This window comes from Amycolatopsis saalfeldensis (genome assembly GCF_900110575.1).
GTDB classification, from domain to species: Bacteria; Actinomycetota; Actinomycetes; order Mycobacteriales; family Pseudonocardiaceae; genus Amycolatopsis; species Amycolatopsis saalfeldensis.
The window spans coordinates 53,280-64,832 of record NZ_FOEF01000005.1 but is presented as its reverse complement, the minus strand read 5'-3'; the positions used below and the strand labels follow the sequence as shown (position 1 = coordinate 64,832).

Genomic DNA, 11,553 nt, shown 5'->3' with positions numbered 1-11,553 from the left:
GTGCCGGTTGATCGACACGGGGAGGCAATGGCGGTGCAGCACTGGCAGGTCTACGCGACCATGCCGTTTGTCGCGGCGTTGATCGGGTACGTGACGAAACGCGTGGCGATCGAAATGATGTTCCGGCCCGTCGAGTTCGCCGGGATCCGGCCGGTGTTCGGCTGGCAGGGCGTGCTGCCGGCGAACGCCGAGCGGATGGCGAGCACCGCGACCGAGATGCTGACCACGAATCTGGTCGACCCCAAGGAGATCTTCGCCCGGCTCGACCCCGCGCAGGTGGCGAAGGAGATCGAACAGCCGTTGCTGCGGGTGGTCGAGGACGTCACCCGTGAGGTGATGGAGACCTATCAGCCACGGCTGTGGGAAGTCCTCCCCGCGACCGCGCAGCAACTGCTGCTCAAACGCGTGCAGGCCGAGGCGCCGCGGGCGATCACCAAGATCATGCGGGAAATCTCCGAAAACATCGAGGACGTGCTCGACCTCAAGCACATGGTGGTGACGAACCTGGTGCGGGACAAGGCGTTGCTGAACCGGCTGATCCGCGACATCTCGCGGCCGGAGATGCGGTTCATTGGTTCACCGATTGGCTGGCGCTCAAGATGATCTTCCTGCCGCGGGAGCCGTGCCGGTTCTTCGGCCTCTACACCTGGCAGGGCGTCTTCCAGAAGCGCCGCGACCAGGTCGCCGCCGATTACGGCGACATGATCGCGCGCGAGATCATCACGGTGCCGAACCTGCTGGAAGCCGTGCTGCGCGGGCCCAAGTCCGACCGGCTCTTCACCCTGATCACCCGCGAAGTGCAGAAGACGATCGACGCGCAGGCGAGTGTCGTGAAGCCGTTCGTCGCGATTGCCGTCGGCACGAAACGATTCCAGGAAATGAAACAGGCCGCCGCCGGGAAAGCGGCCGAACGCGTTCCCGAGACCATCCGGCACGCCGAGCACTACGCGATCAACGCGCTCGACGTGCGCAACACGATCGTCGACCGGATGCGCCGGCTGAACGCGCTGCAATTCGAGCAGCTGTTACGGCCGGCGTTCCGGCAGGACGAGTGGAAGCTGATCGCCGTCGGCGCGGTGATCGGCGGCCTGGTCGGCGAGCTGCAGGCGTTGCTGCTGCTGCACTGAACCCGCCTCCGTGCGATACGGTTCGTCCGGCGAATGCGGGGAGGAGGCCGGGTGGACGCGGTCCTGGACGACCTCGCGCGGCACTGGCCGGTGTACGCCACGATGCCGTTCATCGCCGCGCTGATCGGTTACGTCACCAAGCGCGTCGCGATCGAGATGATGTTCCGCCCGCTGGAGTTCGTCGGGATCAAGCCGTTGCTGGGCTGGCAGGGCGTGGTCCCCAAGCACGGCGGTCGGATGGCGGCGGTCGCCACCGAGCTGCTCACCGCGAACCTGCTGGACATCAACGAGGTGTTCGGCAAGATCGACCCGGTCATCATCACCCGCGAGCTCGAACAGCCCCTGCTGCGCGCCGTCGACGGCATCGCGCGCGACGTGCTGGAGGAGCACCACCCCCGGTTGTGGGAGGTGCTGCCGACGCTGGCGCAGGAGATGCTGATCAAGCAGGTGCAGGCGTCGGCGCCGCGGCTGGTGCAGGAGTTCCTCGACGAGGTGCGCGACAACCTGGACGAGGTCCTCGACGTCCGGCACATGACCGTCGAGCGGCTGACCCGCGACAAGGCCCTGCTGGTCCGGCTGATCCGCGAGACCTCGCGGCCGGAGATGACGTTCATCGCGCGGGCCGGGATCTTCTTCGGCTTCGGGCTCGGACTGGTCCAGGCCATCGTCTGGGCGCTCACCCGCCAGCCCCTGGTGCTGCCGATCTTCGGCGGTTGCATCGGCCTGTTCACCGACTGGCTGGCGATCAAGCTGATCTTCGTGCCGCGGGAGCCGGTGCGCGTGGGCCGGGTGATCCTGCAGGGCAAGTTCCAGCGCCGGCGCGCCGAGGTCGCCCGGCAGTACGGCGAGCTGATCGCCAACGAGGTGCTCACCGTGCCGAACCTGCTCGACGCGCTGCTGCGCGGCCCGAAGTCCGACCGGCTGGTGGCGATGGTCGAGCGGACCGTCGGGCACGCCGTGGACGAGCAGGCCAGCGTCGCCAAGCCGATGCTCGCGCTGGCCGTCGGCGGGCGGCGGCTGCAGGAGATGAAACACGCGGCGGCGACGCGGGCGTTGACCGATCTGCCGCAGACCGCGCGTTACGCCGAGGGCTACCTGACCGAGGCGATGGACGTCGCGAAGATGGTGGAACAGCGGATGCTCGCGCTGACCCCGCTGGAGTTCGAGGGGCTGCTGCGCCCGGCGTTCCGGCAGGACGAGTGGAAGCTGATCGCCGTCGGCGGGGTGATCGGCTTCCTGGTCGGCGAGCTGCAGGTCCTGCTCATGCTCGGCTGAGTTCGGCGGTTGCCCACACCCGGTTCACCCCGAGTGGCTACCGTGAACGCGTGCCGCCCGAACACCACCAGCAACAGCTGCCCGCCGTCCACGAGGCCTACCTGCCTCGCGAGCACGCGCTCCACCGGCCGCGGCACGGCAAGCGGCAGATGACGGCGCTGGTCGCGGCGCTGTTGTTCTTCACCACGCCGACGCTGCTGTGGGTGTTCGGAGTGCGGCCCGGCGAGATCGAAAACCACAAGCTCGCGAGCTTCCCGAGCCTGGCCGGCGGGTTCAACTTCTTCACCGACCTGCCGACCTGGGCCACCGACCAGCTGTCGTTCCGGGCGGGCGCGATCGCGGCCGCCGACGGGATCAGCCGCTCGCTCTTCGGCGAGGACGCGCCGCTCGACCAGGGCCCGGCCGCCAACGCGGGCCCGATCCCCGCGCCGCCGCTGCAGCAGCCCGGCGCGCCGAACACGGGCCCGACGGCGCCGAGCGTGCCCGGCAGCAACCAGGCCGGCTACCGCAAGGTGGTGCAGGGCCTGGACGGCTGGCTGTACTACGGCTACGACGCCGAGGCCAAGTGCACGCCGACGCAGGACATCGACACCACGCTGAAGAAGGTCAACGAGCTGCGGGACGCGGTGGAGGCGTCGGGGCGGAAGTTCGTCTTCGCGGTGACGCCGGACAAGTCGACGATGGTGCCGCAGTTCCTGCCCGGCAGTTACCCGGGCAAGGAGTGCTCGCAGGCCGCGGCGCCGAACGACTGGTACAAGATGACCACCGTCGGCCGCTCGCTGGACCTGCGCCCGGCGCTGGCGGCGTCCGCGGCACACGTCGGCCACCCGATCTACGCGCCGAACGACACGCACTGGCGTGACGAGGGCGGTCTCGTCCTGACCCGGGCGCTGGCGGAGGCCGTGCAGCCCGGCAGCACGAGTTCGTGGATGTCCGCCCCGGACGGCCAGTACGACGCCGTCGCCGATCTGCCGCTGCTGCTCGGCAAGTCGGGCGTGAAGACGAACACGCAGTACAGCCTGCTCCCGGACGGCGTCAACGATCGCGCGACGGGGTTCATCGGCAGCATCGACCAGCCGGTGCAGCGCAAGTCCGGCCCGCTCGACGGCACCGTGAACAAGCCGACGCTGGTCTACGGCGACTCGTTCAGCCTGGCGTCCTCGCGGTACCTCGACGCGGCGTTCACGAACCTGACCTACCTCGCCTACTCCACCGACAAGACCACCCAGGCCGGTGCGGTGGACCAGTTCGTGAACTCGCAGGTGGTCGTGCTGGAGGCGGTGGAGCGCAACGTCGCGGGCGGGCTGGTCCCGTTCACCGACGACGGGTTCATCTCGGCGGTCAAGACGGCGCTGGCCGCGCATCCCGTGCGCTGAGGGCACCCAATCCGGGTAAAACGCCTACGCGAAGATCATCGGGATGTCATGATCGTTTTCATGAAGAAGCCGAACATCATCGCGTCCACGCTGGTCATCGCCGGTGCCTTCCTCGGCGGAGCCGCCCTCACCGCGCCGGCCGCCTCGGCCCTGCAGGGCTGCATCGACCACGGCGACTACCGGAACTGCCGAACCGACGCCAACGGCGGGTTCGTCAGCGTCACCGCCTACCCGGCCGGGATCGTCAAGGCGGCCAAGAGCTCCCCGCAGGACGTGTGGATCGACAGCAACCAGGCCAACCACCTCGCCGTCGGGCAGGGCTACACCCAGTTCACGCCCAGGCAGGGCGGGCTGCGCTACCGCGCCTGCGCGTGGTTCCAGAACCCCATCACGTACAACCAGGAAGTCGTCTGCACCGCGTGGGTGCAGGGGTACTGACCGGCTCCACTCAGCCGACCGGCACCGGCGCCGTTTCGACGGTGTCGGCCGGGCTGGAGCGGACGCCGGTGCGGCGGTCGCGGGCCCAGGCGATCACGCGGCAGACCAGGTAGATCAGGAACGAGATCGCCGTGACGAAGGCGCTCACCGGCTTGCCGGGGGCCAGCGAAAGGATGATCCCGCCCAGTGCGGCGACTTCCGCGAAGACGACGGACAGCACCGTGGCGCGCAGGGGGCTGGCCGTGACGCGGGCGGCGGCCGCGGCCGGGGTCACCATCAGGGCGACCACCAGCAGCGAGCCGACGATCTGCACGCTCAGCGCGGTCGAAACCCCCACGAGCAGGGCGAACACCACCGTCAACGTCTTCACCGGCACGCCGCGCGCGACGGCGACGTTGCGGTCCACACTCGCGAACAGCAGCGGCCGGTAGACGCACGCGAGCACCAGCAGCACGGCCGCCGCCGAGATGACCAGCGCGGTGAGGTTCGTGCTGTCCACGGTGATGATCTGGCCGGTCAGGATGCCGAACTTGTTGGCCGACCGTCCTTTGTAGAACGACAGCAGCAGCACGCCCATGCCGAGGCCGAAGGACAGGATCACGCCGATCACGGAGTCGCGGTCGGCGTCACGGGTGCCGAGGATGCCGAGCAGCAGGGCCGCGGCCACGGCGCCGGCCAGCGCGCCGTACTCCACGCCGACGCCGATCAGCAGGGCGCCCGCCGCGCCGGTGAACGCCAGCTCCGAAGTGCCGTGCACGGCGAAGGACATCCGGCGCATCACGATCAGCGGGCCGAGGATCCCCGCGACCAGGCCGAGCACGGCGGCCGCGATGAGCGCGGTCTGCACGCTGGGCAGTGCGGTGATCAGCTGCCAGGTCTTGGCGAAGTCGAACATGCCGTCCACAACTCAGCCTGCAACTTCCTGTTCGTGGTGGTGCGGTTCTTCCTCGCACAACGCGCTCTGCGCACCGGCGATGTGGATCTGCCCGCCGACGCGCAGCACCTCGATCCGCGTCCCGTACAGCTCGGACAGCGCCTCGGTGTTCATCACCTCGTCGGGCTTGCCGATGCGGAACTGCCCGTTCACCAGGTAGAGCACGCGGTCGACGAACGACAGCACCGGGTTGATCTCGTGCGTCACGAACAACACGGCGGTGTCCGCTTCACGGCGACGGCGGTCGATCAGCTCGCTCACCGCGCGCTGGTGCGCCAGGTCGAGCGAGAGCAACGGCTCGTCGCACAGCAGCACGGACGGGTCGCCGACCAGCGCCTGCGCCACCCGAAGCCGTTGCTGCTCGCCGCCGGAAAGCCGGCCGACGGGCTGCCTCGCGTACGCCGTGGCGCCGACGGCCTCGATCGCTTCGGCGACCCGGCGCCGCCTGGCCCCGTGACCGAACAAACCCGGTCCCCAGCGGTGCCCGTCGAGGCCGAGACCGACGAGGTCGACTCCACGCAGCGTCAGCGCGTCGTCGATCGCGCGCTGCTGCGGGATGTAGCCGACCTTGCGGTTGGCGCCGCCCGGGCGGCCGCCGGCGATCTCGACGCTGCCCGACGAGAGCCCCTGCATGCCGAGCAACGCCTTCAGCAGGCTGCTCTTGCCGGAGCCGTTGGGCCCGAGGATGGCCAGGAACTCGCCCGGCTCGACGTCGAGGTCCAGGCCGGACCACAGGGTGCGGCGGCCGAACGCCAGCCCGGCCCCGCGGACGCGGACCGCGGGGCGGACCGGCGAAAGCGCGGCGGACATCAGCTGTTCAGCGCCCCGGACAGCGAGTCCACTTCCTTGGTCATCCAGTCAATGTAGCCCGTGACACTCGCCGGCAGCGTCTCGGCCACATCGACCACGGCGACCCCGGAGGACTTCGCCTCGCCGACGACCTGCTGGGTCAGCGGGGTGACCGTCTGGACGTTGTTGACCAGCGCCTTCACCTGCTTGCCCTTGATCAGCTGGGTGAACTGGCTGACGGCGGCGGCGGGCACGTCGGTGTCGTTCTCCACCGCGTCCGAGAAGGCCTTCGGCGTCGAGTCGGTGATCTTGGCGCTCTCCAGCAGGTAGTGCGCCACCGGCTCGGTGACCACGACCTTCGTGCCCGGGTGCGCCGCGCCCAGGTCGACGGCCTTCTTCAGCAGGCCCTCGACCTGGCCGTTGAACGCCTTGGCGTTGTCCTGGAACAGCTGCTTCGACGCGGGCTGGATCTCGCCGAGGGCGTTCGCGACCTGGTCGGCCACCTTCTCGACGCCGGGCAGGTCGTACCAGATGTGCTCGTTCTCGTCGCCGGTCGCGGCGATGTCGTAGGCGACGAGCTTCTTGGCGCCGCTCGCCTGCGCGGTCAGCTTGCCGAAGAAGTCGTCGTAGCCGCCGCCGTTGGCGAGCGTGAGCTGGGCGGTCTGCGCGGCGAGCGCGTCGTCCGCCGTCGACTCGTACGAGTGCGGGTCGGCCGACGGATCGTGGATGATCGATTTGACCTGCACCTTGTCGCCCCCGACGGCCGAAACCACGCTGCCCCACACGTCGGTGGCGGCGACGGCCTTGATCTGGTCGCCCGAGCCCGAACCGGACCCGGAGCCCGAGCCGTCCGAAGTGCCGGTGCTGGAGCACGCGCCGAGCGCGAACACGGTCAGAGCCGAAGCGGCGGCGAGCACGCTCCTGGTGCGGCGGGAACTCATCGAGAACTCTCCTGGGTCGGGGCCGAACAGCTAATGGAAACCGTTGTCAGATTCACTTTACCCCATCCGGATGACAACGCTGCTCGACCGGGTGCCGGAGCCCGGTCTCGTCACTGTGCGGATCGAGACCCTCACCACAGGGGTGTCGCTTCTGGAAAACGATCTGAACCGTTACGGTTTGCTGATGGGACGTCCTATTCGCACCCGGAGGCAGGCGACACTGGCGTCGCTCGCGGCGGAACTCGGGGTGTCCAGGACCACCGTTTCCAATGCTTACAACCGGCCGGACCAGCTGTCCCCGGAACTACGCCGCCGGGTCCTCGAGACCGCGCGACGGCTCGGTTATCCCGGTCCCGACCCGGTGGCCCGATCGCTGCGCACGCGCAAAGCGGGCGCCGTCGGGCTGCTGCTGACCGAGAACCTCTCCTACGCGTTCCGCGACCCGGCCGCCGTCGGCGTGCTGGAAGGCCTCGCCCTCGCCTGCGAGGACGCCGGGGTCGGCCTGCACCTGGTGCCGGCGAGCCCCGGCCGCGAGGACGTCGCGGCCGTGCACCGCGCCGGGGTCGACGGTTTTGTCGTTTACTCCGTGCCGGACGACGACCCGCATCTGGCCGCGGTGCTGGAGCGGCCCGTGCCCACGGTGATCATCGACCAGCCCCGCGTCGAGGGTGTGGACCGCGTCGGCCCGGACGACGCCGCCGCCGTCACCAAGCTCGCCTCGCACCTCGTCTCACTCGGCCACCGCCAGGTCGGGGTCCTCTGCATGCGCCTCGGCCGCGAGCGCAACGACGACTTCGTCAACCCGCAGCGCCAGAGCAGCGCCCACTTCCACGTGCAGCGCACCCGGCTGGAGGCGCTGGCCGCGGAGTTCTCCGAGGCCGGGGTCGACTGGGCGAGCGTGCCGGTGGTCGAGCGCTTCGACCACACGGTGGACGACGGCGCGTCCGGCGCCCGCCAGCTGCTCGACGCGTACCCGCAGGTCACGGCCCTGATCTGCACCTCCGACATCCTCGCGCTCGGCGCGCTGGCCGAGGCCGAGCGACGCGGCCTGCGCGTGCCGCTGGACCTCACCGTCACCGGCTTCGACGGCATCTCCGAGGCCGAGCGCTCCGGCCTCACCACCGTCCACCAGCCGGTGCTGGAGAAGGGCAAGGTGGCCGGACGGCTGCTGCTCGGCTCGGCCGAGCGGGTCGGCCCGAAGGTGATCACCCTGCCCACCGAGCTGCGGATCGGCCGTACTTCGGCGCCGCCGCGCACGGTCGAGGAGCCCTGGTTCGGCGGCTGAGACCGCCCTCCCGGCCCCCTGATTCACCGTGACTTCGCACCTATCGCATTGTGTCCGGGGCCGCGGCCGGGTTCCATGGGAGGGACCGCCCGCGTAGTCGGGGAAGTGTGGCCGGAAGGTGACCATGACCTCCATCGACATCTTGCTCAAGCGTAACGAGGAACTCGGCAACGTCGTGCCCGGCGACCGCTCCTCGCCCAAGCCCTCGTTGCAGGTCGCCATCCTGACCTGCATGGACGCCCGGGTGCGGGTGTTCGAGATCTTCGGCCTGATCCAAGGCGAGGCCCACGTGCTGCGCAACGGCGGCGGCGTGGTCACCGACGACATGATCCGCTCGCTGGCGCTTTCCCAGCGCAAGCTCGGCACCCGCGAGGTGCTGATCGTCCAGCACACCAACTGCGGCCTCTCGATGGTCACCGAGGACGACTTCAAGGACGAGCTGGAGCAGGCCACCGGGCTGCGCCCGACCTGGTCGGTCGAGGCGTTCCGCAAGGTCGAGGACAGCGTGCGGGTGTCGATCGAGCGGGTGCGGCGCAGCGACTTCCTGGCCCACACCGACAACGTGCGCGGTTTCGTCTACGACGTGAAGACCGGGAGCCTGACCGAGGTGGAGTGAACCGCATCGGCTTCACTGTCCGGGTGACTGTGGACGCGGATGTGCTGCTCGACTGGTTCGCCGAACAAGGGCGGGACCTGCCGTGGCGGGAGCCGGACTGCACGGCGTGGGGTGTGCTGGTCAGCGAGATCATGCTCCAGCAGACGCCGGTCGCGCGGGTCCAGCCGATCTGGCTGGAGTGGATGGCGCGCTGGCCGGTGCCCTCGGCGCTGGCCGCGGAGACCACCGGCGAGGTGGTGCGCGCGTGGGGCAAGCTCGGCTACCCGCGTCGCGCGCTGCGGCTGCACGCGGCGGCCACGGTGGTCGCGGCCGAGCACGGCGACGTCGTGCCGTCCGATGTGGACACTCTGCTCGCGTTGCCGGGCATCGGCGCCTACACCGCACGGGCGGTGGTGGCCTTCGCGTACGGCAAGCGCGCGCCGGTGGTGGACACCAATGTGCGACGTGTGGTCGCGCGAGCCGTGCACGGCGCCGGCGACGCGGGTCCGGCGTCCAACACCCGCGACATGGCCGACGTCGAGGTGCTGCTGCCGGCGGAGGACGCGCCCGCGGCGAAGATGTCGGCCGCGCTGATGGAGCTGGGCGCGCTGATCTGCACCGCGCGTTCGCCGCGCTGCGCCGACTGCCCGATCTACGAGGATTGCGCGTGGCAGCGCGCCGGCAAACCCGCGTACGCCGGGCCGGCCAAGCCTGTGCAGAAGTTCGCGGGCACCGACCGGCAGGTGCGCGGTCTGCTGCTCGACGTGCTGCGCGGCAGCGAAGGCCCGGTGGACAAGGGCCGCCTCGACCTCGTCTGGCACGAGGCCGGGCAGCGCGACCGGTGCCTCGACTCGTTGCTGGTCGACGGGCTGCTGGAACAGACGTCCGGCGGGCTGTTCGCGCTGCCCGGGGAACACTAACGCGTTACGACGAAAGTCGGTAAGAAGTTGTCATGATCTTGCCTCCGGGTTAGTTTCCCCCCGACGCAGTTCCGGCGGAGGGATTTCGCAATGGGGGAACCGACTCGCCGCGCCGTTCTCCGGGGCGGGCTCACGATCACCGCGGCCGGCGCGCTGGGGCTGGCCGCCGCGCGCACCGCGAGCGCCAGTGACCAGGCCGTGCCGGACATCCACCCGACGTCGGAGTGGAACGCGCGGCCCGCGTCCGGCGCGATCGTGGTGGAGAACCACAAGCCGACCTACATCGTCGTGCACCACACCGTCGACCCGGGCAACAACACCGACTACTCGCTGGCCCACGCGCTGCAGATCTCCCGCGACATCCAGAACTTCCACATGGACACCCGCGGCTGGATCGACACCGGCCAGCAGTTCACGAACAGCCGCGGCGGGTACGTCACCGAGGGCAGGCACCGCAGCCTGGAGATCCTGCGCGGCGGCACGCAGCACGTGCAGGGCGCGAACGTCGCCGACCACAACAGCGAGTGCCTCGGCATCGAGAACGAGGGCCTGTACACCAGCGTCGACGTGCCGGTGGCGCTGTGGAACTCGCTGGTCAAGCTGATCGCCTACATCGCCGACCAGTACGGCATCACCCCCGATTTCATCAAGGGCCACCGCGACTTCAACTCCACCGAGTGCTGCGGCCAGGTGCTCTACAACCGGCTCCCGGAGCTGCGGACGGCGGTCGGCGGCGTGCTGGGCGTGGCCGTCTCGCGTGCGGACGCGCCGGAGTGGCCCCTGCTCAAACCCGGCGATACCGGACCGAACGTGCGTACCGCGCAGACGTTCCTGCGCGCCGCCGGGTTCGGCGTGCCGGCCGACGGGGTGTTCGGCCGGTCCACAAAGGACGCCGTGACCGCGCTGGCCGCCGCGCACGGCCTCTCCCGGGACAGCTGCACGGCGGCGAAAGCGGCCGACGAATCGGGTTTCCTCGGCTCGGACGTCTGGCCGCTGATCGTGCCGTCCGGCCGCTCGACAGCGGCGTGGCGGGCCGAGCTGGCCTCGTCACGCTGATCCGGCGGTCACGTGTGCCAGCGAGGGCGGTACACGTGGCCGACCGGGCCAGGCCCTAAAGCCCGGCCAGGAACGCCTCGACGGCCCCGCGGTAGGTCTCCGGCGCCTCGGCGTGCGGCAGGTGCGCCGAGCCGGGGACGACGAAGTGCCGCGCGCCCGGCACCCGCTCGGCGACCGCGGCCTGCTGGCCGGCCGGCATGGCCGTGTCCTCGCCCTCCACGACCAGCAGCGGGCACCGGATTCCGTCCACAATGGACCAGTAGTCGCGGCGGCCCCACTCGGCGGCGATCTCGTAGAGGTCCGGCAGGTCGGCGAGCAGGTGGTACCCGTCGTCGCGCTCCTCGACGCACTCGGTGAAGTAGTCGCCCGCCGGGCCGAAGAACTCGCGGACGTGGGCGAGCGATTCGAACGCCGACGGCCAGCTTTCGAAGTAGCCCCGCCAGGTCTCCACGGTGCGGCCGCGCTGGTCGGGCGCGAAATCCTCGCTGACCACGGCGCGCACCAGGTCCGGGTGCGCCGCCGCCGTCGCCCACGCGTGCAGCCCGCCCATGGAGTGCCCGATCAGCACGCTCGGGCCGATCTCGCGCAGCACCTCGGCGACGTCGGCGGCGAACTGCTCCGTGGTCCACGGCCCGGTGCGCGGCGCGCGGCCGTGGCCCCGCGCGTCGAGGCCGTACACCTCGCCGTACGGCTTGAGCCACTGCGCGACCCGCCACCACGTCCGGGCTCGGCCCATCAGCCCGTGCAGCAAGACCACCGACACGCCCGTGCCGGAGTCGCCGCCGAAGTGGATCAGCCCTGGTCGCATCGTGTCTCC

11 protein-coding genes and 1 pseudogene are annotated in these 11,553 nt (G+C 70.3%); 8 read left to right on the top strand and 4 right to left on the bottom strand.

The window, feature by feature from the left end:
• Nucleotides 1-27: 27 nt before the first annotated feature.
• The 4 genes and pseudogenes from BMY97_RS13605 to BMY97_RS13590 all read left to right on the top strand — a co-directional run bounded on the left by BMY97_RS13605 (nt 28) and on the right by BMY97_RS13590 (nt 4,216).
• A pseudogene (locus BMY97_RS13605) lies at nt 28-1,127 on the top strand (DUF445 family protein).
• 51 nt (nt 1,128-1,178) lie between these two features.
• A complete protein-coding gene (locus BMY97_RS13600; RefSeq protein ID WP_091617179.1) occupies nt 1,179-2,402 on the top strand; it encodes a DUF445 domain-containing protein in 1,224 nt (407 codons plus the stop codon).
• 50 nt (nt 2,403-2,452) lie between these two features.
• Complete coding sequence (locus BMY97_RS13595; RefSeq protein ID WP_091617178.1) at nt 2,453-3,778, top strand: alginate O-acetyltransferase AlgX-related protein; 1,326 nt, start codon at nt 2,453-2,455, stop codon at nt 3,776-3,778.
• Nucleotides 3,779-3,838: 60 nt separating this feature from the next.
• Nucleotides 3,839-4,216: a hypothetical protein gene (locus tag BMY97_RS13590; RefSeq protein WP_143086196.1), complete on the top strand. Its 378-nt coding sequence runs from the start codon at nt 3,839-3,841 to the stop codon at nt 4,214-4,216.
• Between the two features lie 10 nt (nt 4,217-4,226).
• Here the strand turns inward: BMY97_RS13590 and BMY97_RS13585 are convergent, their stop codons facing one another.
• Genes BMY97_RS13585 through BMY97_RS13575 form a run of 3 tightly spaced genes read right to left on the bottom strand, consistent with a single transcriptional unit; the run spans nt 4,227 to nt 6,880 of the window.
• Nucleotides 4,227-5,120 carry a metal ABC transporter permease gene (locus BMY97_RS13585; RefSeq protein WP_177231327.1) on the bottom strand — a complete coding sequence of 298 codons (894 nt, stop codon included), beginning with the start codon at nt 5,118-5,120 and terminating at the stop codon, nt 4,227-4,229.
• A 3-nt stretch (nt 5,121-5,123) separates the two neighbouring features.
• Nucleotides 5,124-5,960, bottom strand: coding sequence for a metal ABC transporter ATP-binding protein (locus BMY97_RS13580; RefSeq protein ID WP_091617176.1), 837 nt, complete (start codon nt 5,958-5,960; stop codon nt 5,124-5,126).
• Nucleotides 5,960-6,880: a metal ABC transporter solute-binding protein, Zn/Mn family gene (locus BMY97_RS13575; protein ID WP_091617175.1), complete on the bottom strand. Its 921-nt coding sequence runs from the start codon at nt 6,878-6,880 to the stop codon at nt 5,960-5,962. The genes BMY97_RS13580 and BMY97_RS13575 overlap by 1 nt, the downstream gene beginning before the upstream one ends.
• 184 nt (nt 6,881-7,064) lie before the next feature.
• On the opposite strand from BMY97_RS13575, the gene BMY97_RS13570 reads away from it, so the two are divergent.
• From BMY97_RS13570 to BMY97_RS13555, 4 genes are all read left to right on the top strand, one after another.
• Nucleotides 7,065-8,165, top strand: coding sequence for a LacI family DNA-binding transcriptional regulator (locus BMY97_RS13570; RefSeq protein WP_091617494.1), 1,101 nt, complete (start codon nt 7,065-7,067; stop codon nt 8,163-8,165).
• Nucleotides 8,166-8,289: 124 nt separating this feature from the next.
• Nucleotides 8,290-8,781 carry a beta-class carbonic anhydrase gene (locus BMY97_RS13565; protein ID WP_091617174.1) on the top strand — a complete coding sequence of 164 codons (492 nt, stop codon included), beginning with the start codon at nt 8,290-8,292 and terminating at the stop codon, nt 8,779-8,781.
• 23 nt (nt 8,782-8,804) lie between these two features.
• Entirely contained in the window at nt 8,805-9,680 is an 876-nt protein-coding gene (locus tag BMY97_RS13560) for an HhH-GPD family protein (RefSeq protein WP_091617493.1), read from the top strand.
• 90 nt (nt 9,681-9,770) lie between these two features.
• Nucleotides 9,771-10,736 carry a peptidoglycan recognition protein family protein gene (locus BMY97_RS13555; RefSeq protein WP_091617173.1) on the top strand — a complete coding sequence of 322 codons (966 nt, stop codon included), beginning with the start codon at nt 9,771-9,773 and terminating at the stop codon, nt 10,734-10,736.
• 55 nt (nt 10,737-10,791) lie between these two features.
• Here BMY97_RS13555 and BMY97_RS13550 read toward each other — a convergent pair whose 3' ends face one another.
• Entirely contained in the window at nt 10,792-11,544 is a 753-nt protein-coding gene (locus BMY97_RS13550; RefSeq protein WP_177231326.1) for an alpha/beta fold hydrolase, read from the bottom strand.
• Nucleotides 11,545-11,553: the final 9 nt, after the last annotated feature.

Bases quoted from the DNA above. Each gene is read 5' to 3' on its own strand.
- BMY97_RS13580 (WP_091617176.1), bottom strand. From the start codon at position 5,960: ATGTCCGCCGCGCTTTCGCCGGTCCGCCCCGCGGTCCGCGTCCGCGGG.
- BMY97_RS13555 (WP_091617173.1), top strand. From the start codon at position 9,771: ATGGGGGAACCGACTCGCCGCGCCGTTCTCCGGGGCGGGCTCACGATC.
- BMY97_RS13565 (WP_091617174.1), top strand. From the start codon at position 8,290: ATGACCTCCATCGACATCTTGCTCAAGCGTAACGAGGAACTCGGCAAC.
- BMY97_RS13550 (WP_177231326.1), bottom strand. From the start codon at position 11,544: ATGCGACCAGGGCTGATCCACTTCGGCGGCGACTCCGGCACGGGCGTG.
- BMY97_RS13575 (WP_091617175.1), bottom strand. From the start codon at position 6,880: ATGAGTTCCCGCCGCACCAGGAGCGTGCTCGCCGCCGCTTCGGCTCTG.
- BMY97_RS13570 (WP_091617494.1), top strand. From the start codon at position 7,065: ATGGGACGTCCTATTCGCACCCGGAGGCAGGCGACACTGGCGTCGCTC.
- BMY97_RS13590 (WP_143086196.1), top strand. From the start codon at position 3,839: ATGAAGAAGCCGAACATCATCGCGTCCACGCTGGTCATCGCCGGTGCC.